General features: G+C 50.4%; 19 protein-coding genes. 13 read left to right on the top strand and 6 right to left on the bottom strand.

Features of this window, described 5'->3' with window-relative positions:
* Positions 1–49 precede the first annotated feature (49 nt).
* On the top strand, positions 50–682 hold the full coding sequence (locus DQW12_RS05790) for a hypothetical protein (RefSeq protein WP_113906899.1): 633 nt from the start codon (positions 50–52) through the stop codon (positions 680–682).
* Here the strand turns inward: DQW12_RS05790 and DQW12_RS05795 are convergent.
* Positions 679–1,305: a hypothetical protein gene (locus tag DQW12_RS05795; protein WP_232819897.1), complete on the bottom strand. Its 627-nt coding sequence runs from the start codon at positions 1,303–1,305 to the stop codon at positions 679–681. The two genes, DQW12_RS05790 and DQW12_RS05795, sit on opposite strands and share 4 nt — an antisense overlap.
* A gap of 165 nt (positions 1,306–1,470) precedes the next feature.
* Between DQW12_RS05795 and DQW12_RS05800 the strand changes: the two genes are divergently transcribed.
* The 3 genes from DQW12_RS05800 to DQW12_RS05810 are packed head-to-tail and all read left to right on the top strand — an operon-like array spanning position 1,471 to position 4,059.
* Positions 1,471–2,439 carry a PLP-dependent cysteine synthase family protein gene (locus DQW12_RS05800; RefSeq protein WP_113906900.1) on the top strand — a complete coding sequence of 323 codons (969 nt, stop codon included), beginning with the start codon at positions 1,471–1,473 and terminating at the stop codon, positions 2,437–2,439.
* Positions 2,440–2,450: 11 nt separating this feature from the next.
* Entirely contained in the window at positions 2,451–3,623 is a 1,173-nt protein-coding gene (locus tag DQW12_RS05805; RefSeq protein WP_113906901.1) for a trans-sulfuration enzyme family protein, read from the top strand.
* Positions 3,624–3,639: 16 nt separating this feature from the next.
* On the top strand, positions 3,640–4,059 hold the full coding sequence (locus DQW12_RS05810; protein ID WP_113906902.1) for a VOC family protein: 420 nt from the start codon (positions 3,640–3,642) through the stop codon (positions 4,057–4,059).
* A 43-nt stretch (positions 4,060–4,102) separates the two neighbouring features.
* Here the strand turns inward: DQW12_RS05810 and DQW12_RS05815 are convergent, their stop codons facing one another.
* Together DQW12_RS05815 and DQW12_RS05820 are read right to left on the bottom strand one after the other, a co-directional pair.
* Positions 4,103–5,200: an alanine racemase gene (locus tag DQW12_RS05815; protein WP_113906903.1), complete on the bottom strand. Its 1,098-nt coding sequence runs from the start codon at positions 5,198–5,200 to the stop codon at positions 4,103–4,105.
* Positions 5,190–6,176 (bottom strand): threonine ammonia-lyase, encoded by a 987-nt coding sequence (locus DQW12_RS05820; protein WP_113906904.1) that lies wholly within the window; start codon positions 6,174–6,176, stop codon positions 5,190–5,192. The genes DQW12_RS05815 and DQW12_RS05820 overlap by 11 nt, the downstream gene beginning before the upstream one ends.
* Before the next feature lie 134 nt (positions 6,177–6,310).
* Between DQW12_RS05820 and DQW12_RS05825 the strand changes: the two genes are divergently transcribed.
* A complete protein-coding gene (locus DQW12_RS05825) occupies positions 6,311–6,907 on the top strand; it encodes a YhgN family NAAT transporter (protein ID WP_113906905.1) in 597 nt (198 codons plus the stop codon).
* Positions 6,907–7,503, top strand: coding sequence for a DUF416 family protein (locus DQW12_RS05830; protein ID WP_113906906.1), 597 nt, complete (start codon positions 6,907–6,909; stop codon positions 7,501–7,503). Before DQW12_RS05825 ends, DQW12_RS05830 begins: the two co-directional genes overlap by 1 nt.
* 16 nt (positions 7,504–7,519) lie before the next feature.
* Here the strand turns inward: DQW12_RS05830 and rsmD are convergent, their stop codons facing one another.
* On the bottom strand, positions 7,520–8,110 hold the full coding sequence (rsmD, locus tag DQW12_RS05835; RefSeq protein WP_198683912.1) for a 16S rRNA (guanine(966)-N(2))-methyltransferase RsmD: 591 nt from the start codon (positions 8,108–8,110) through the stop codon (positions 7,520–7,522).
* Between the two features lie 178 nt (positions 8,111–8,288).
* Between rsmD and ftsY the strand changes: the two genes are divergently transcribed.
* From ftsY to DQW12_RS05865, 6 genes are all read left to right on the top strand, one after another.
* Positions 8,289–9,467 (top strand): signal recognition particle-docking protein FtsY, encoded by a 1,179-nt coding sequence (gene ftsY, locus DQW12_RS05840; RefSeq protein ID WP_232819898.1) that lies wholly within the window; start codon positions 8,289–8,291, stop codon positions 9,465–9,467.
* A 3-nt stretch (positions 9,468–9,470) separates the two neighbouring features.
* Positions 9,471–10,169 carry a cell division ATP-binding protein FtsE gene (gene ftsE, locus DQW12_RS05845; RefSeq protein ID WP_113906909.1) on the top strand — a complete coding sequence of 233 codons (699 nt, stop codon included), beginning with the start codon at positions 9,471–9,473 and terminating at the stop codon, positions 10,167–10,169.
* Positions 10,166–11,119, top strand: a complete 954-nt coding sequence (ftsX, locus tag DQW12_RS05850; RefSeq protein WP_113906910.1) for a permease-like cell division protein FtsX — start codon at positions 10,166–10,168, stop codon at positions 11,117–11,119. Before ftsE ends, ftsX begins: the two co-directional genes overlap by 4 nt.
* A 204-nt stretch (positions 11,120–11,323) precedes the next feature.
* The gene (gene rpoH / locus DQW12_RS05855) at positions 11,324–12,184 is read left to right on the top strand and encodes an RNA polymerase sigma factor RpoH (RefSeq protein ID WP_113906911.1); all 861 of its coding nucleotides are present in this window, start codon (positions 11,324–11,326) and stop codon (positions 12,182–12,184) included.
* A 34-nt stretch (positions 12,185–12,218) separates the two neighbouring features.
* Positions 12,219–12,470: a YkgJ family cysteine cluster protein gene (locus DQW12_RS05860; protein WP_113906912.1), complete on the top strand. Its 252-nt coding sequence runs from the start codon at positions 12,219–12,221 to the stop codon at positions 12,468–12,470.
* 63 nt (positions 12,471–12,533) lie between these two features.
* Complete coding sequence (locus DQW12_RS05865; RefSeq protein ID WP_198683913.1) at positions 12,534–15,734, top strand: ligand-binding sensor domain-containing protein; 3,201 nt, start codon at positions 12,534–12,536, stop codon at positions 15,732–15,734.
* Between the two features lie 66 nt (positions 15,735–15,800).
* Here DQW12_RS05865 and DQW12_RS05870 read toward each other — a convergent pair whose 3' ends face one another.
* Positions 15,801–16,901 carry a murein hydrolase activator EnvC family protein gene (locus DQW12_RS05870; RefSeq protein ID WP_113906914.1) on the bottom strand — a complete coding sequence of 367 codons (1,101 nt, stop codon included), beginning with the start codon at positions 16,899–16,901 and terminating at the stop codon, positions 15,801–15,803.
* Positions 16,902–16,976: 75 nt separating this feature from the next.
* Positions 16,977–18,518 carry a 2,3-bisphosphoglycerate-independent phosphoglycerate mutase gene (gpmI, locus tag DQW12_RS05875; RefSeq protein ID WP_113906915.1) on the bottom strand — a complete coding sequence of 514 codons (1,542 nt, stop codon included), beginning with the start codon at positions 18,516–18,518 and terminating at the stop codon, positions 16,977–16,979.
* Positions 18,519–18,768: 250 nt separating this feature from the next.
* Here gpmI and DQW12_RS05880 point away from each other — a divergent pair, with 250 nt between their 5' ends.
* Positions 18,769–19,233, top strand: coding sequence for a rhodanese-like domain-containing protein (locus DQW12_RS05880; protein ID WP_113906916.1), 465 nt, complete (start codon positions 18,769–18,771; stop codon positions 19,231–19,233).
* The last annotated feature ends 5 nt before the right edge of the window (positions 19,234–19,238 follow it).

The following is a 19,238-nucleotide window of genomic DNA, read 5'->3' on the forward strand; positions in this document are numbered from 1 at the left end:
TTCAGGTCATCTAATCAGCCAATTGCTAATGAACAAAGATGGGGCAAGCATGAAGGTACAACAACGTATTGTATGGATCGGACTGGCGGCATTGGCGTTAACCTTACCGATATGGTTCGACGCGGTGTTAGCGCCGGGTGATCGATTATTCTTCTGGCGTTGGACTGAGTTTCAAATGACCGCTGAGAGTTTAGTATCGGTGAGCTTTCTGGTGGCAGCGGTTGCCGGTTATTTTTTCTTTCGCAAAGGTGCAGGAGATTGGCCGCAGTGGCCGCTGCTTCGCATTGGTTTGGGTGTTTGGATTTTTATGGTAACGCTTTTCGTGGGCTTTAGCGTTTGGATGTATAGCATTGGCGAGCAACGCATGGCGGCAGAATACCACCATGAACGGTTCGATGTACGCGCAATTGAGGTGCAGGGCATGATGGACGAGCCCCGCTTTTTGATTGTTATGAGCTGTGATCAAAGCCTCATTCATCAGCGGGTTATTCATATCGACCAGTTTATGGGCGGCGACGATGTAAGCTTCGCTTTGAGTGAAACCGAGAACTACACCTTAAACGTTGACTTTACCAATGAAGGGCGAGTACTGCATGCGGTAGCACTCGACCTCGACAGCCTCCATCGCCAATGTTTGCGCGGCGAGTCGCCTCGGCCCTCACCCTTCGCGTTGTCTAACTAATTGTCAAAGCTGTATTGGTAGTTGTCTTCCCAACCCCAAGGTGCAGGCGGTGTTTCAACGGGTGTGCTGAGGTCAACTTCAACTTGGAAGTCTCGGTTTTCCCGCATTAAGCGATAGCGCAGGGTATTTGCGTCGGGGAAAGACACGATCCAAGTATTGTTGATCGACGCAGGGTTACCATGCTCGGAAAAGAGCTGTTTACTGTAATCGTCGGCTGGGAACGATTGCTCGGTTGCGGTGCCGGCGGTGAATGCGGTACCACCATACCATGTCAGTTGATCATGGCTGCCGTCGTTATGGCGGTGATCATGCTTCAATTGCAGCCCTTGTTGAGTGCGAGTGAACACCCAAGTGCGTGAGTGGTCGTTACCCACATGCAGGGGTACGCGAATACGGTCGTCGGTGCATTCTTTCACTTCAATCACGATACGCGCAGCAATCCAGTCTGCGTCTACGGCTTGATCGCCTACAGTTACTTTGCCTTCATAAGCGTTTCCGCAATGCGCAGCGAGGGTGTTAAAAAAGGCGTCATTTGGGTCTTCAGCTGCCGGCGTACAAGCCACCATTGTGCTTGCGGCAATGACCGCCACGGCGCTAACCATTATATATTGCGTTCGTTTCAAGAGAGCTCCCTTAGGTTAAACAAACGCCATGGTAACCATTTTAGTTTGAAGCGAAAAGGTGTAATAACCCTTTGCTCTAGTATAGAACGCTCTGGAATGGCACCTCGGTATGCAATCTTGTATGATATCGGCATATTTTTGAGCAGTGCAAACGAAGGAATACCTATGAAGGTTTTTGGCAATGTATTAGAGATGATCGGGAACACCCCGATGGTCAAAGTAAACCATATCGACACCGGCCCTTGTGAGCTCTATTTAAAGCTGGAAACCTTGAATCCAGGCATGTCGATTAAAGACCGCATTGCGGTATATATGATTGACGCCGCAGAAAAAGCGGGGCATATCAAACCGGGCGATACCTTAATTGAAGGTACGGCGGGCAACACGGGTTTGGGGTTGGCGATTGTAGCGGCGCAAAAAGGCTACAAGCTGATTATTGTGCTGCCTGACAAAATGAGCCGCGAAAAACTCTATAACCTGAAAGCCTTGGGTGCTGAGGTGATTGAAACGCGCTCAGACGTGCAAAAAGGGCACCCGGAGTATTACCAAGATTTAGCCGAGCGTTTAGCAAAAGAGCGCGGGGCGTTCTATATCAACCAGTTTGAAAACCCAGCGAATGTGCAGGCACACTACGAAACAACAGGGCCTGAAATTTGGCAGCAAATGGAAGGCAAGCTCGACGCGTTTGTTTGCGGCGTTGGCTCTGGCGGCACCTTGACCGGCGTGGGGCGGTATTTGCGTGAGCAGCGCAGCGACGTTGATTTAGTTCTGGCCGATCCGAAAGGCTCTATTCTTGAGCCGTTAATTAATGAAGGCAAAGAAGTGGAAGCTGGCAGCTGGCGCGTGGAAGGTATTGGTGAAGACTTCATTCCTGTGATCTGTGAGATCGCTCTTGCTGGTAAAGCCTACGCAATTTCCGATCAAGAAAGCTTTGAAACGGCCCGTGAAGTGCTTTTAAAAGAAGGCGTGATGGTGGGCTCGTCGAGTGGCACTTTAATTGCGGCTGCGTTGCAGTACTGCCGCGAACAAACAGAGCCAAAGCGTGTCGTTACGCTGGCTTGTGACACGGGGGCTCGCTATCTGTCGAAGCTATTTAATGATGAGTGGATGGCCGCTCAAGACTTTTCAAAGTAAGGATTTTTAATATGCGTGATACATCAAAGTTAGGTTTTGCAACGCGCACCATTCACGGCGGACAGGCGCCGGAGCCAGTTACCGGCGCCGTGATGCCGCCAATTGTAACCAGCTCAACTTACATTCAGCAGAGCCCGGGCGTGCATGCGGGCTTTGAATACTCGCGCTCACATAACCCAACGCGTTTTGCCTGGGAGCGTGCTGTGGCAAACCTTGAAGGTGGTCGCAACGGCTACGCCTTTGGTTCGGGTATGGCAGCAACCTCAACTATTCTTGAGTTGCTCGACAGTGGTGATCATGTGGTTGCTATGGACGATCTCTATGGCGGTAGCTTTCGCTTGTTCGATAAGGTGCGCGAGCGCTCAGCTGGTCTTGAGTTCAGTTATGTCGACCTCGCCGATTTGGATTCAGTAAAAAGTTCTTTTACCGAAAAAACTCGCATGATCTGGATTGAAACACCCAGTAATCCGATGTTGAAGCTTGTGGACATTGAAGCCTTGGTGAAACTCGGTCGTGCCCATCGTGACGACATGATTATTGTCGTCGACAACACATTTGCCACGCCATACAACCAACGTCCGCTGGAACTCGGTGCCGATATTGTGATGCACTCTGCGACCAAATACCTGAACGGCCACTCCGACATGGTAGGGGGTATTGCGGTGGTGGGTGAACGCGAAGAGTTGATTGAGCAAATGACCTTCCTGCAGAACGCGGTGGGGGCAATTGCCGGTCCGTTCGACAGCTACTTAGCCTTGCGTGGCGTAAAAACCCTTGCGTTGCGTATGCGTCAACATAATGAAGCCGCGCTCGAGATTGCCCAGTGGCTGGAGCAGCACCCGCGGGTTCGTAAAGTGGTTCATCCGGGGCTTGCCAGTCATCCGCAACATGAGCTCGCGAAAAAACAGATGTCGGGTTTCGGTGGCATGATTTCCATCTTCCTAGAAGGCGATTTAGAGAGTGCGCGTAAATTCCTTGAAGCTGTGGAAATTTTTGCGCTGGCAGAGAGTTTGGGCGGGGTAGAAAGCTTAATTGAGCACCCAGCCATTATGACTCATGCGTCTATTCCAAAGGAAAACCGTGAGAAGCTTGGTATTCACGACAACTTTGTGCGTATTTCCGTAGGTATTGAAGACACGGCCGACCTTATTGCCGATCTTGAACAAGCCTTAGCGGCGATGTGATAGGACAAGGGAAGCGATGAGCATTCAACCTTTTCACTTGGCTATTCCGGTCGACAACCTTGAGAATGCGCGGGCGTTTTACGGCGACATTCTCGGCTGCGAGCAAGGCAGGTCTTCTGATCACTGGATTGACTGGAATTTTTTCGGTCACCAGTTAGTCACGCACGTTGCTCCCGATCGAGTCTTACCTCCAGCGCACAATGCGGTTGATGGGCACAGCGTACCCTTACCGCATTTTGGAGTGGTGCTCACCATGGACAGTTGGCAAGCACTTGCGGACCGAGTGGAAGAGGCGGGTGTGGCCTTTGTGATCGAACCCTACATTCGTTTTAAAGGCCAACCCGGAGAGCAAGCCACCATGTTCTTCTACGATAAGTCAGGCAATGCGCTCGAGTTCAAAGCCTTTGCTGACATAGGCCAGCTGTTCGCTTCGTAAATCAATGAGCCGAAAAATGAAGCCCTGCAGTGCAGGGCTTTTTTTACATCGAGTCGAACGCGGTAAAGTCGCCCATAGCGGCCATGGTTAGGCAAGAATGAGCGGGCACAATCACCAGTAAGTCACCGAGTTTGAGGCTGCGCACCATACTGGCAGGCATGCGAATTTTGCCATGCTCTTGCGAAAGCCCTATTACCTGAGCTTCGCCCAATGGCGCTCCCCAACCGTGCTCGGTGCGGTGCATCACTTGGCCGAAAATGCGCCCCTCTGGGGTTTCAACCGCGTCTTTACTGAAATGCACGGCACCGCCGTGCACCACCACTTCATTGCGTTCAGGGTACCGAGCGATCACCGGGCAGGCCACGGCCAGAGCAATATCGCTCCATTCACAAGCGCCAATATATTTTTGTTGTAGGTCATAAAACACATAGTTGCCGGGGCGTATTTCCGTCGCACCGGGAAAAGAGCTCATGCGGCTGCAGGTTGGGGTGTCGCCCACAGAAACACGAAAACCGCGTTGTTCATCGGCCGCCTCAGGCTTGGGCAACATTTGCAGTAGTTCCATAAGCCGCGCGGAGCTTTCGTTATGTACGCGTTGAATACCGGCTTCGCCTTCTGCGCCGTAACTGTGGCCACTGTGTACCATTACACCACGCTGATGAACTTGCGGTATCGCGGCAAGAGCATTTAATAGCGAACGAATGCGTGGGTGTTGTTGCCAGTCCAAACCAGTGCGCCCGTAGCCGGTGTCTATTTCTACCACCACATGCACCGGGTGGCGCAAGCGTTGTAACGTTGCCAGTGTATCCTCATGTTCTATGGTGAGGGTGAGTTCACAGTAGCTGGCTAAACTATTAAGCGCGGGTAATTCGCGTGGATTCAGTGGAATAGCAATGTGAATGTTACGCCAACCGTGTTCAGCAAATTGCTGTGCCATAGTAACAGAAGACACTGCAATTGGCGTGTGTGCGGGCGTACCAAACCATTGCCCAATTTCGATAGACTGGTGGGTTTTAAAATGTGGGCGCAAAGCAACCCGAGCCTGCGCAGCCTTTGCTTGCATGGTGTTGATATTACGTTGCGCCTTACTGCGATCAACCAAAACCGAAGGGCGCGTTAGGGTAGACCAATTAAGCTTCATCAAATAAGCTCCTTAAGCCAAGGCGTGAAATGTCTACATTTCCACCGCTTAAAATAAGGCCGACGTTGCGCCCTTCAAATAGCCCTGGATATTTCAATACAGCGGCCATAACCGTAGCCGACGAGGGCTCTACAATAATTTTAAGTTGCTGCCACAATAAGCCCATTGCCGAAATGATTTCAGCTTCGCTGACCAGCAAAATGTCTTGTACATGGCTGCGAATAATCGAAAAAGTATGTTCGCCAAGCTGCGTGAGTAAGCCGTCACAAATGCTCAGTGGCCCTTTTGCAGGTGCAACCTTGCCGTTGCGGAGGCTCTCCCATGCATCGTTCACGGTTTCGGGTTCTGCGCCATACACAGCCAACTCTTGGCTTTGACCTACCATGCAGGTTCCAGACAGCAAGCCACCGCCGCCAACCGGCGCAATTAAGCAGTCGAGATTGGGTTGGTGTTTAATCAGCTCCAGAGCCGCCGTGCCTTGCCCCGCAATAATCCAAGGGTGGTCGTAGGGCGGAATAAACATGGCTAAGCTGGTTGTTTGTTGCTCTGCCGTAAAGGCTTCTCGCGCGGCCATGCCTGGCTCTAATTCGGTTATACGCGCGCCATACTGGGCTATGTTCTGCTTTTTAATTTGCGGTGCTGTTCGAGGCACACCAACGTGCACGGCAATGCCTAGCATTTGCCCCGCACAGGCGAGCGCTGCACCATGGTTGCCCGACGACACTGTAAATACACCCGCTTCGCGCTCCCGCTCAGTGAGTTGTAGTAGCGCATAACAAGCGCCACGAAACTTAAAAGCACCGGTGCGTTGCAAGTTTTCACACTTAAACCAGAGCGATGCGCCACAGTGTTTGTTCAGCGCGTCGCTTTGTAAAACCGGGGTATGCACGCTGTAAGGTGCTATTTGTTTGTCGGCTTTTTGTATGGTGTCGAGATTGAGTGCGTGTTGGCCTGCAACTTGTTGCCACGCGGTCATAAATACGAACCTCCAGGATCGAAAAAGCAGCCTTGAATTCGCTGGTTGCTTTGTTCGTGAAAGAGTACACTATGTGGCTATAATTACGCTAGTTAACCCACTCTACTTAACCCAGCCTACTAAAGGAAACACGAATGGATATTTGGACGGCCTCAATTACCTTGCTGCTTATTATGAACCCGCTCGGAAATTTGCCGATTTTTATCTCTGTATTACGTCATGTTGAGCCCAAACGGCGTAAAGTGGTGTTAGCGCGGGAGCTAATATTTGCACTCATTTTCATGCTTATATTTCTGTTTTTGGGCAGTAGCCTGCTTTCTAGCTTAGGTTTAAAACAAGAAGCTGTGGGCATTGCGGGCGGTATTATTTTGTTTATTATCGCGCTCCGTATGATATTCCCTCAGCCCGGCGGTGTACTGGGCTTGCCGGCCGGTGAAGAGCCTTTTATTGTGCCTTTGGCTATTCCACTGATTTCCGGCCCGTCGCTCTTAGCGTCTTTAATTCTATTGGCAAACCAAGCGCCAGACCGTATGGTCGACTGGACAATTGCCGCAGTGGCGGCGTGGGTAATTTCGTCTACCGTACTTATGTTCAGTAGTGTTTTCTTGCGCGCACTAGGGCAGCGCGGTTTGAACGCAATTGAACGCTTAATGGGGATGATCCTTATTATGATTTCGGTGCAAATGTTCCTCGACGGCATTATGAAATACGTTGAATTAGGAGTTGTGTAATGGCGCGCAAAACGCTTTTTCAACGTATTCGCGCACTCGACGCAGGCCTACAGGCGGTTATGGCTGCCTACCTATGTGAGCGCTTACTACCGAACTATGAGCTATTTGCGGAGCATTTTTCCGTGGGTGAAAGCAAGGTACTGCGTGGGGTACTGAATGCTGTGTGGGACAAACTCAGTGTTGGCAAAGGAAGTGACTGGGAGCGTTGGCAAGAAAAACTCGAAGCGGTAACGCCAGATCCTGCCGAACATGATGTGTTGGGCGTTTTTCCAGCAATTGCGGCATGCACTGCCATTAGTAGCCTAGTGCAAGGCATTGCAGACCGAGAAACAGCGCCCTTGTTAGACGTGGCTAAAATATCGCAAGGCAGTGTGTCGCACTTTCTGGAATTGGGTGAGTTTGCCAATATCGACGATGCTGGAGAGCGGTTAAATCGTATTGAGGCGCACGACTTAATGGCGTACGAATTAGCGACACAAGAGGCCATGCTGGAATTCTTGGAGTCGCAAAGCAAGGTAACGAAAGAGTTGGTGCGCGACGTGCGGCGTATTGCCCGTGACGAAGGTCACTCAAACCTCGGTTTAAGTGCCGATTAACCGTGTAGTAGCAAGGTTAGGCCAACACCTGAAAAAGCCGCGCACTCACTTGGTTTGTTTGTTTTTCTCGGTGTAAATGCCAGTTGTTGGGTACTTGGTAGTTGGCGTTGCGCTCCGTTTCGATGTAAATCCAAGCATTTGGCGCTAACCAAGGCGGTAAGTGGTCGATACTCGGTTGAAGCAGTGCTTTTGCAAAGGGTGGGTCAAGAAAAACCACGTTGTATGGGTGAACGGCAGTAGCCGGTTTTTGTAACCAAACAAGGGCGTCAGTCACCTCGACGTGCGCCGTGTCTGCCGCAAGCCGTGTGAGGTTGTCGCGCAGTTGCGCTGCGGCGGCGGGTGCCTGCTCAAGAAATTGGGCGCGTGCCGCACCGCGTGAAAGTGCTTCAATACCTAAACTTCCTGTACCCGCAAATACGTCGAGCACATTGGCGTTAGGCAGCTCAAACTGCAACCAATTGAACACGGTTTCTTTAAGCCTATCGGTGGTGGGGCGTAAACCCTCTAGGTCAAGCACCGGTAACTTTCGCCCACGCCATTGGCCACCTATAACGCGAATGTGCCCCGCTTGGCTTTGCATCTTCTTTTTAGTTCGGCTTTGCCGCATGGCACCTTGTCCTCTAGATCAAACAACCAAGAGACTTAGTTTAACGCACTTTGTGAGGACAGGAGAAGCACAGAGCCCGCTAAGGAAAAAGTAACGGGCTGCGTTTCCGTGCTGGTCGGTAAGTGGTACTATTTAACCTGTTTTTATTTCTAAACCTTAAAACGTGGAGAGTGGCTCATTGTTTTCAAGTATTTTTAAGCGTAATAAACGCAACAATTCGACCACCACGGAGCAAACGCCTGTTGAAGAGCGCGCCCAAGACGAAAGCAGCCCAGAAGTAAGTAGCCCAGAAGAGAGCGCCCAAGAAGAAAGCACGCAACAGAATACGCCAGAGCCATCGCTGCCGTCGGCGGTAGACGATTGTGCCACAGCGAAAGCCGAGTCAGCGGCGAATACAGCCAAACGGCCGGAACGAAAGTCGTGGCTGCAGCGTTTACGCGAAGGACTCAAAAAAACGTCGGGTAACTTGGGTACTGGGCTTAGCTCTTTATTTCGCGGCAAAAAGATTGATGACGAGCTTTTCGAAGATCTTGAAACGCAGCTGTTAATGGCCGATGTAGGGGTGGAAACTACGTCGCGTATTATTACCGAATTAACCGAACATGCCTCGCGCAAAGACCTTCAAGACGCCGAGGCACTTTATGAACGTTTAAAGCAAGAAATGACTCAATTATTGGCGCCGGTGAGCGTGCCTTTGTCGATCCCGGAAAACCACAGTGGGCCCTTTGTTATTCTAATGGTCGGTGTGAATGGGGTGGGCAAAACCACTACCATTGGTAAGTTAGCGCGTCAATTTAAAGCGGAAGGCAAGTCGGTCATGTTAGCCGCGGGAGACACATTCCGCGCTGCCGCCGTAGAGCAATTACAGGTTTGGGGGGAACGTAACAACATCCCCGTTATTGCGCAGCATACAGGAGCCGATAGTGCGTCGGTAATTTACGACGCAGTTGCGGCGGCGAAATCGCGTGGCGTTGATGTGCTTATTGCAGATACGGCGGGTCGATTGCAGAACAAAGCCAACCTTATGGAAGAGTTGAAAAAGATTGTTCGGGTAATGAAAAAGCTCGACGAAAATATGCCGCATGAAGTGATGTTGACCCTCGACGCCGGCACAGGGCAGAATGCCATAAGCCAAGCGAAAATATTTAACGAGGCAGTGCAGCTTTCAGGATTAGTGATGACCAAGCTCGACGGCACTGCGAAGGGTGGTGTTATTTTTGCCCTTGCGCACCAGTTCGGTATTCCAATTCGTTACATAGGGGTTGGCGAGCAGCTTGAAGACTTGCGGCCATTCCAGGCGCAGGAATTTGTCGGTGCGCTTTTCGACGACGTCAGTGGGCTTCAGCAAAAGGATTAAAACATGATTCGTTTTGAGCAAGTGAGTAAAACCTACCCGGGCGGCTTTCAAGCGCTAAAACAGGTGAGTTTTGAGCTCAATAACGGAGAGTTGGCATTTTTAACAGGCCACAGCGGTGCCGGGAAAAGCACGTTATTACGCCTTATTGCGCTTATGGAGCGCGCTACCATTGGCCGGGTCGTTATTAATGGCCACGACTTGCGCAAGGTAGGGCGTAAGCAAGTCCCCTTTCTGCGCCGCGACATTGGAATGATTTTTCAAGACCACCGCTTGTTATTGGAAAAAACCATTTTCGACAACGTAGCCCTGCCGCTTTATATAGAAGGGTACACGCAAGGTGAAGCGCGCAAGCGAGTGCAGGCGGCGCTCGATAAAGTTGGCCTTGCAGGTAAAGAGCGGCACTACCCAATGATGCTCTCGGGCGGTGAACAACAGCGGGTGGGTATAGCACGCGCCATTGTAAACAAACCGCCGTTGTTGCTCGCCGACGAACCTACCGGAAATTTAGATCCCAAGCTGTCGATGGAAATTATGCGACTGTTTGAAAGCTTTAACGACGTGGGCGTGGCTGTTCTTATCGCCACCCATGATCTGGGCTTAATTGCGCGGATGAAGTATCGAACACTTACCTTAAAACAAGGGCAAATGATAAACGATGGCCTCGCCCATGAACCGCAACATGAAGAAGGCTCGGTTTTATGAGTAGCGGCAAAGTGAATATTTCATGGTTTCGTCGCTTCACTATGTTTTGGGTACACAACCTACAACAAGCGTTAGGGAGTTTAGGCGAATTAACCCGCAACCCCGTGGCGTCGATGATGACTATTTTTGTTTTGGGGCTCAGTTTAACCTTACCTAGCACGCTTTATGTGGTGGTAAAAAATAGCCAAGCGGTGACCAGTGGGCTAAATGACGCTGCCGAAATATCGTTGTTTTTGCGCAAAGACCTAACCGCGAGTGACGTTGAAACCTTTGCGCAGCGTATGCAGCTGCGTACAGATGTAGAGCGCGTAGAGGTGGTTGCAAAAGACCAAGGGCTACGCGAATTTAGAGAACTTTCAGGCTTTGGCAGCGCACTAGACTACCTGCAAGAAAATCCGCTACCCGACGTAGTGATTGTATTCCCAACCGCAGAGTTTCGCTCTGTTGAGCGCGCCCAAGGTTTATTGGCAGAGCTTAGTCAGGCGCGAGAAGTTACGAGTGCCAGCCTGGATTTGCAATGGCTAGAGCGCTTACAAGCGCTTATTCGCTTGGTTGAAGATGCGCTCGGCGCCTTGGCTCTGCTGCTCTGTAGCGCGGTTATTCTTATTGTTGGCAATACCATAAGGCTAATGATCCTGAACCGCCGCGACGAAATTGTCGTAATGAAACTCGTTGGTGCTACCGACGGCTATATTCAACGGCCTTTTTTGTACACTGGCTTTTGGTACGGCTTGATAGGCGGCATTGTGGCTTGGGTTGCTACCGCATTGTTAGTGTGGTGGATTGCCCGCGCGGTTGCCGGTGTAACGGTATTGTACGACAGTCAATTTCGCTTGTCGGGGCTCAACTTACAGGAACTCATGGTATTGTGGGGTATTGCGGTAGGCTTAGGCTTACTCGGCTCTTGGATTGCGGTTCGCCGTCATGTTGCTGCAATAGAACCACGGTAACCTCAGGAACATTCATTAACAAATGCATAGTTGCAGGCAAGGTTAGCTCTGCTAAAATGCTTTGTTCGGGAACTTATTCCCTCTTTATGGCTCTAAGTGTTGAACGTATAATAAGGCTGTGGGGTTTGGCTGATGTAAAGCAAACACACAGTGAAGTAAATTCGATAAGTTAGGTCATACATTCGCTTGAAGTGAGGTTTGTCGATGACTGCACAAATGAACAGCTTAGCTTTAACGGTCCCACAAACGGGAAGTTTAGAAGCATATATTACATCGGTGAACAGTATTCCGATGTTAACAGCTGAAGAAGAGAAGTCGCTCGCTGAGCGTTTACAAGAAACCGGCGATTTAAGCGCAGCAAAGCAATTGATTATGTCTCACCTACGGTTTGTGGTGCACGTAGCCCGTGGCTACAGCGGCTATGGTTTACCGCAAGCTGATTTAATTCAAGAAGGCAACGTAGGCTTAATGAAAGCCGTGAAGCGGTTCGACCCAACGGTAGGGGTTCGCTTAGTGTCGTTTGCCGTGCACTGGATTAAAGCCGAAATTCATGAATTTGTGTTGAAGAATTGGCGCATTGTGAAGGTGGCAACCACCAAAGCACAGCGCAAATTGTTCTTTAACCTGCGTAAAGCCAAAAAACGCCTCGGCTGGTTTACCGGCGCAGAAGTAGACGCAGTAGCGCGTGAGCTAGGGGTAACCAAAGCGGAAGTGCTGGAAATGGAATCACGCATGAGCGCACATGATCAAGCGTTTGAGCTTAGCTCCGACGACGATGACGCGCGCGACGGCGGCAGCTTCTCACCCGCTCAGTATTTAGAAGACCACAGTTCCGATGTGGCAGAAACTGTGGAAGCGGAAGACTGGGAAAATCATGCTAATCAGCGTTTGAGTTATGCATTGTCGAGCTTAGACGAACGTAGCCAACACATTGTTCGCGCGCGCTGGTTAGAAAATGATAAAACAACCTTGCAAGATCTTGCCGCCTACTACGACGTTTCTGCAGAGCGTATTCGCCAACTTGAAGCAAACGCAATGAAGAAATTGCGCGTAGCAATGCAGTAATTATGCAATGTAGTCACTATGCAATGTAATCACTATGCAATGTAGAGAAGGGTGCGGTGCTTGCTGTATCGCCCCTTCTATATCTAGCCCTATACCGGGCATGCCCAATGGTAAGCCCGCAAATACCCCTTGTATTCATCTCACGCCCAATTATCGCTGTGGCATTTTTCATTCTCCAGAGCGCCCTAAAGTATGCGCCGACTTTACTGCACAAGACTATGTGTGCGGACAGAGCCGCGACGAAGCCCTGATTTTACTTGTGCAGCTTGAGCAGGATACCCGTTGAACGATTGACGTGTTAGCCGCCGAGACTTATGCTCAGGTAATGTTTCGGTAATGAGTGATTTTTGTGCGTAGACCTTTGCTTGCCTTGCTCTGCTACTTTTGCACTTTGCTTTTTGCGCCCTCCGCGCAGGCCTTTCAACAAACTGTCGAGTTTGAGCGAGTAGGCAGCATAGACGCCATTCCCGACAATGTTATTACCACTATGGTTGAGGACGCTGCGGGCTTTATTTGGTTGGGAACACCCTCAGGGTTGCTTCGCTACGACGGCTACCGCTTTCAATTATTCAGATCTACAGCAGACGATTCGCAGACGGTAGCGGGGAATTTTATCCGTGCACTTTACGCCGACCCAGCAGGGCGCGTTTGGGTCGGCAGTGAGCCGGGCGGTTTGTCGGTGTATGTGCCCGAACAGGATCACTTTATAAGGTTGTCGCAAACACCAGAAAACCTCTTTCTCGGGCGGGTTACGTCTTTGGCGGGCGCGGGAAATAATGGCGTGTGGCTCGGAACGTCTGAAGGTGTGTTTAAAGTAGTTTTGAATGCTTCGAATGCGTTTCAAGTTGAAGCATTGCCCCATGGCGAGCTAAACAATGTGCGGGCGCTGGCGAACCACACTGAGCATACTTTGTGGGTAGGCACCAACACGGGTTTGTATGCTGTGCAATCAAGCCAAATCCAGCAGGTATTGCCCAATGTTTCGGTACGTACCCTTTATGTTGCGAAGGAAACACCGCTCACACACCAACTTTTTGTGGGAACTGAAGGTGCTGGAGCGTTTAGCGTGGAGCCAGAAACACAAGAGGTAAGCCCTTTAACTCATATACCAACCCGCGACACTATTTATGCGTTTGGCGAGCCGTTTAATGGTGAGCTTTGGGTTGCTTACCATGGCGCCGTGGCGCGGCTTAACGCTACGAGCCTTGAGCGTATGGATACGCTCACTCATGATCCGTCGAACCCCTTTAGCCTCGCCAATAATGACATTCGGGCGTTATTAAAAGACAGCGCCGGGCAATTTTGGGTGGCCGGGTATGGCGGAGGTGTACAACGGCTGCAGTCAGGGTCGGGCGCCATCGCAACCTTACGATTTAGCTTAATGGCAGAGCATGCTTTGTCAGACCCCAACGTGAGCAGTGTGTTAGAGCTTGACTCCGGCGACATTTGGATTGGTACCCGTGGTAAAGGTATTGATCGCTGGCAGCGAGAGAGCGGAAATATAACGCCTATTCAGCTCGATATTCCAGAAGGTTGGATAAGTGCTTTGGCGCAAGACCAACAAGGTTGGGTGTGGGTGGGGGCGAACCCGTCGAGCTTGTACCGCGTTGATCCGCATAGTTTAGAGCACCAACCCGTTCCATTTTGGAATGCCAGTGTACGCAAGCTGATGACAACAGCTAAGGGTGGGTTATGGGTAGCCACAGGCCGAGGGGTTGGTGTATGGCGACCCGCTGAACAACGCGTAGTTCCTATAGGTTTAGCGAACGAGAATCCATTTACCGACTCCGTGAATGCAATGGTGGAAGACCCGCAGGGCGGTATTTGGCTGGGGGCAGGCACGTCGGGGTTGTACTATATTTCACCTGAAAAAGCAGCGTCTTCACAACCAACATTAGAGCCCGTGAGCGGTGTGCGCGCCGACGGAGTGCCGTTAGCCGAAACGAGTGTGCTGGGGCTGTTATGGTCGGCATCGTATGGGCTCTATATAGACACCCCAGAGGGCCTTTGGCAGTGGCAGCCTAATACCAAAACCTTACAATTTAATGGTCGTAGCATTAGTGCCGAGCATGGCTTCGAAGGGGTTGCTTTTGGGGCGAACTTACTCGAAGACCAGCAACAGCGTGTTTGGACGCCCGAGTTTGTGTTCGATCCAGCAGCCAATAAAATGTGGCCCTTACACAGAGCGGATGGCGTAGACATTGGTACTTCTTGGTATCGTGCCTATACCAAAACGCAGGACAGCCGATTATTGTTCGGCGGCAGCCGCGGGCTGTTAGCCATAACGCCTGAAAATTTTCAGCGGTGGCACTATAGCCCCCCAGTTGTTGTTACTGGCTTTCGTACGAATGGTAAAAACCAGTCGCTGCAACGCATTCACAACCAGCTGGTTATCGCTAATAATGAGCGCTCCTTCGCCATTGAATTTGCCGCGCTCGATTATTCAGAGCCGAGCCGCAACAGGTACCGATTTAAACTGCAAGGCTTCGACCGTAATTGGACAGAAACCGACGCCAGTAGGCGTATTGCCTCTTATGGAAACTTGTGGCCGGGCCACTACACGCTCTATATTGAAGGGTCTAACCGTTACGGTGAATGGAGCCCCCATAAAATCGAAATTCCTATTCAAGTGCTCCCGGCTTTCTGGCAAACACCTTGGTTTGCAATGCTCGTTGCGGCTGTACTCATGCTACTGTTCTACGGTGTAATGGTGTTGCGTACGCGGTATTTAGAACGCAATGCAAAACATCTTGCCGAGGTTATAGCAGAACGCACAAACGCGCTCAACAATGCTCAAAAAGATTTAATTGAACGCGAAAAAATGGCATCGTTAGGCGCCCTCGTAGCCGGTGTTTCACACGAAATTAATACGCCAGTTGGTATAGCGGTAACGGCCGCTTCAACACTCGACGAGTTCACTCAAAAAGTACTCAAAAGAATGGAGCAGGGTGAATTAACACGAACGGAGTTCCATCAGTACGGAAGCCATGTACGGTCGTCGTCGGAATTAATTTTGCGCAGTTTAGAACGCGCAAGAACACTGATTACCAGTTTCAAGCAAGTAGCGGTTGACCAGTCGAGCCAGCAACAACGCCAGTTTGCTGTGGCGGAATTTTTGCTGGAAGTGAGCCACTCGTTACACCCCGTTTATGCTCGTGCCCAGCATAAGCTGTTGATTGAATGCAATGAAGATATTGTTGCAAATACCTACCCTGGCGCACTCTTTCAGGTACTCAGCAATTTAATTGTGAATGCAGTTACTCATGCATTTGAAGCTCCCCAAGGTTCTATGACTATAAGGGTTGTGGAAAACAACGAACGTTTGATCATTACATTTAGCGACAACGGAATAGGCATGGAAAACGAGGTTGCAGAAAAAGTCTTCGACCCATTTTTTACCACTAAGCGTGGCAGTGGCGGTTCAGGTTTAGGCCTGCATATTGTGTATAACTTTGTTACGCAAATACTACAGGGTGACATTAAGTTAAAAAGCAGCGTAGGCCGAGGAACCGTATTTACTATTAGCATTCCTAAAAATATAAAAATTTAGGTTTTTCAGCTCAGGCGAAATTACAGAAAGAATGATGCACTAACACAAGAAACGAAGGGGGTGAGTTTAACGCTTAAGGTAGGTAAGTGGGTTTACTGGGTCTCCGTTCTGTCGAATCTCAAAATATAAAGACGGCTCTCGTTGCCCTCCGCTTTTTCCAGCAAGCGAAATAACTTGCCCTTTTTGTACGGGATCGCCCACTTCGTACATAATCGCTTGGTTATAGCCGTACAGGCTCATAAAGCCTTCTCCGTGGTCGAGTACAATCACTAACCCATAGCCACGCAACCAGTCTGCAAATAGCACACGACCGTCTGCAATGGCCTGTATCGGTGCTTCTTCTTGAGCCTGAATTACTATGCCGCGCCAATCTACTTGGCTACTGCGGCTGCTCCCGTAACGGTGCACTACAGGGCCTTGCAGTGGCCACTCTAATCTACCGCGAAGCGCGCCAAGACCTGCTAACTCAATATTAACGCTGTCGAGCACATTGGAAAGAGCGGCGAGTAACTCTGTGAGTTGTTGCTCGTTCTGGAGAAGATTTTGCAGCGCCTCGGCTTCAGAGCCTTGCGCTTGCTGTAATGCTAAAACGCGTTGCTCCTGTTGTTGCTGCTGTTGTTCTAAAGTTTGTTGTTCTTGTTGTTGCTGGCTACGCCGCTGTGCAAGCGCTTGTTGTTCGTTGGTTAGGTTAGCACCTACGAGGGCCAGTTGCTGTTCGGTTTCGCGAAGTGCTTGCAGTTGCGCAACACGCGCTTCATTAAGGTGGCGGTAATATTCCAGTAAACGCTCAAAACGGCCCGGGTGGTCTTGGTTAAGCAAAAGCTGAAGGAAGCTATAGTTACCCGCGCGATATGCGGCTTCTATTTGGTCCGACAGGAGTTCTGCTTGTGCGTGTAGGCTTGCGGTAAGGTTTTCTTGCTCGGTTTCGAGCGCACGAATGCGTTGTTGAACCTCTGCGATGTTGCTTTCAATGCGCCGCAAGCTCCGGCTAGTTTGGTTGATTTGTTGCTCTAGGTCTCGCAATGCTCGTTCACTTCGCGTGAGCTGTTGCTGCCGCCGTTCCATTTGGCGTCGGCGTTGTTCTATTTCGCTCTGTAAGTCTTTTAGCTGCTGTTCGGTACGCTGGCGTTCGGCGCCGCTGTCTGTTTGTATGCCAAAGCTAGGCATAGGCAAACTGCTTAGACCTATTACTAAGCAGAATACAGCAAAACAGAAAACGCGCCGGATCGCTGACACGCCTTGCTAACCTTTTAATTGCATTAATGTTTTACCTGTCATTTCAGGAGGCTGCGCCATGCCCATGAGATGTAACATGGTGGGGGCAATGTCTGACAAGCGGCCGCCTGAAACTGGGGTAGCATCACGACCCACATAAATAAAAGGTACTAAATTACTGGTGTGTGCGGTGTGGCTCTGGCCGGTTTGATGGTCTGCCATTTGTTCGGCGTTGCCATGGTCGGCGGTAATGAGGCATTCGCCACCATAGGTGCGTATTGCCTCAACCACTCGCCCTACAGCAGTGTCGACCGCCTCGCAGGCTTTCACGGCGGCGTCAAAATTACCCGTATGGCCCACCATGTCGCCATTCGGATAATTACAAATAATCGCGTCGTACTCACCGGAACTAATGGCGTCTACCAAGGCGTCGGTAAGCTCTACGGAACTCATCTCGGGTTGTAAGTCGTAGGTTGCAACCTGAGGTGACGGAATGAGAACGCGTTTTTCCCCTTTAAAGGTGTTTTCCCGACCGCCACTAAAGAAAAAGGTTACATGGGCGTATTTTTCGGTTTCGCTAATTCGAAGTTGGGTTTTGTTATGTTTTTCTAGCCATTCACCGAAAACGTTCTCTAATGGCTCCGGTGGGAAGGCGATAGGCGCTTGAATGTCGGCGGCGTACTCGGTAAGCATTACGAAAGCACTTAACTTGGGCGCGTGGCGCTCAAAGTGAGAGAAGTTGGGCTCAACAAATGCGCGAGTGAGCTCGCGCGCGCGGTCTGCTCGAAAGTTCATAAAAAACACCGTGTCTTGGTCGGCAATGGGTTGTGCGCCTTCAATCCATGTGGGTTTCACAAACTCGTCGCTTTCGTTACGGTCGTAGGCGTTTGCTAATCCTTGTTCTGCAGTAGCGGCCACACAGTCACTTTCACCGGCCACTAATAAACGCCATGCTTTTTCAACACGGTCCCACCTGTTGTCGCGGTCCATTGCAAAATAGCGACCGCATAAACTGGCGAAGCGCGCACCTGGAATTTCGGCAAATGCGGCTTCGAATTTTTTAATACTTTCCGCCGCCGAACGAGGTGGCGTATCACGCCCGTCTAGGAAGGCGTGAATTTGAATAGACTGCGCGCCGCGCTGATGTGCAAGTTTTGCCATGGCTAATAAATGGTCTTCGTGGCTGTGTACGCCACCTGGCGAGAGTAGCCCCATAATATGCACCGTGCCGTGTGCATCAACGCACTTGGCTAAACTTTCGGTCAGCACTGGGTTGGCAAAAAAGTCACCGTCTTGTATCGCCTTGCTGATGCGAGTGAAGTCTTGGTAAACAATGCGGCCAGCCCCTAAATTAACATGGCCAACTTCTGAGTTGCCCATTTGCCCATCGGGTAAACCCACCGCCATGCCGGAGCCGTCTACTAGGGTGTGTGGTGCAGACTGATAAAGTGCGTCGAGAACGGGCGTGTGAGCGTGTGATATGGCGTTGTCGGGGGCGTCTTCTCGGCTTCCCCAGCCGTCGAGGATAAGTAACACTAGCGGTTTTTTTCGGCCGACTTCAACTGCCATAACAACTCCTTAATGCGTATCTATTGCTGGTGATAATTTGCCCGTAGTTTACTGCATTTGCCACTTTGAAGCACCTCTTGCTGGTATTTTTTGCTGATCGTGAGGCCGATAGTCGGTATACTCTTGCGCGTTGTTTATCTTCATTGTTTAAAGTCGAAATGTAGACGCGGGAAATCAGTCCCAAGGGAATACACTTGTTGCAAGTGCGTTCTTGTTCAAGAGGTGACCCAGTCAGAAGTTAGGAGAGGTCATGGACCAGTTTATTCAATTTGTAACCGAGCACTACATTCTCAGTACCTTGTGGCTCGTTGTATTCTTTATGCTTGTCACAGATATTGTGAAGAACCGTTTTTCAAACGTTACGTTGCTGAATCCGCAAAATGCCACAATTGCGACCAACCGGGGTGGCGTTTTTCTTGATATTCGGAGCGAGGAAGAGTACGCCCAAGGCCATATTTATGGTTCGCGCTGGCTTACTTTACAAAAAATTCGAGAAGGCGATATAAAAGCGCTTGATAAATTCAAAGATGCCCCCATTGTTACCGTATGCAACTATGGAAATACAGCTCGAACGGCAGCGGCGCTGCTCGCGAAAGCAGGCTTTAATAAAGTCTCTGTATTGCAAGGTGGGCTGCAAGCTTGGAAAAGTGCGAATATGCCTTTGAGCAAAGGCGCACCCACCAGCGGCGCAGCAAAAGCGAAGAAAAAAAAGTAATGCGC

Origin of the sequence: Aliidiomarina celeris, from assembly GCF_003316875.1 — a bacterium.
GTDB classification, from domain to species: Bacteria; Pseudomonadota; Gammaproteobacteria; order Enterobacterales; family Alteromonadaceae; genus Aliidiomarina; species Aliidiomarina celeris.

What these genes read in the sequence shown, in the direction of transcription:
- ftsE (WP_113906909.1), top strand. Translation starts at nt 9,471, where the DNA reads ATGATTCGTTTTGAGCAAGTGAGTAAAACCTACCCGGGCGGCTTTCAA.
- rpoH (WP_113906911.1), top strand. Translation starts at nt 11,324, where the DNA reads ATGACTGCACAAATGAACAGCTTAGCTTTAACGGTCCCACAAACGGGA.
- DQW12_RS05870 (WP_113906914.1), bottom strand. Translation starts at nt 16,901, where the DNA reads ATGCCTAGCTTTGGCATACAAACAGACAGCGGCGCCGAACGCCAGCGT.
- DQW12_RS05790 (WP_113906899.1), top strand. Translation starts at nt 50, where the DNA reads ATGAAGGTACAACAACGTATTGTATGGATCGGACTGGCGGCATTGGCG.
- DQW12_RS05815 (WP_113906903.1), bottom strand. Translation starts at nt 5,200, where the DNA reads ATGAAGCTTAATTGGTCTACCCTAACGCGCCCTTCGGTTTTGGTTGAT.
- DQW12_RS05810 (WP_113906902.1), top strand. Translation starts at nt 3,640, where the DNA reads ATGAGCATTCAACCTTTTCACTTGGCTATTCCGGTCGACAACCTTGAG.
- DQW12_RS05825 (WP_113906905.1), top strand. Translation starts at nt 6,311, where the DNA reads ATGGATATTTGGACGGCCTCAATTACCTTGCTGCTTATTATGAACCCG.
- DQW12_RS05880 (WP_113906916.1), top strand. Translation starts at nt 18,769, where the DNA reads ATGGACCAGTTTATTCAATTTGTAACCGAGCACTACATTCTCAGTACC.
- rsmD (WP_198683912.1), bottom strand. Translation starts at nt 8,110, where the DNA reads ATGCGGCAAAGCCGAACTAAAAAGAAGATGCAAAGCCAAGCGGGGCAC.
- gpmI (WP_113906915.1), bottom strand. Translation starts at nt 18,518, where the DNA reads ATGGCAGTTGAAGTCGGCCGAAAAAAACCGCTAGTGTTACTTATCCTC.
- ftsX (WP_113906910.1), top strand. Translation starts at nt 10,166, where the DNA reads ATGAGTAGCGGCAAAGTGAATATTTCATGGTTTCGTCGCTTCACTATG.
- DQW12_RS05820 (WP_113906904.1), bottom strand. Translation starts at nt 6,176, where the DNA reads ATGACCGCGTGGCAACAAGTTGCAGGCCAACACGCACTCAATCTCGAC.
- DQW12_RS05800 (WP_113906900.1), top strand. Translation starts at nt 1,471, where the DNA reads ATGAAGGTTTTTGGCAATGTATTAGAGATGATCGGGAACACCCCGATG.
- DQW12_RS05860 (WP_113906912.1), top strand. Translation starts at nt 12,219, where the DNA reads ATGCAATGTAGAGAAGGGTGCGGTGCTTGCTGTATCGCCCCTTCTATA.
- DQW12_RS05805 (WP_113906901.1), top strand. Translation starts at nt 2,451, where the DNA reads ATGCGTGATACATCAAAGTTAGGTTTTGCAACGCGCACCATTCACGGC.
- DQW12_RS05830 (WP_113906906.1), top strand. Translation starts at nt 6,907, where the DNA reads ATGGCGCGCAAAACGCTTTTTCAACGTATTCGCGCACTCGACGCAGGC.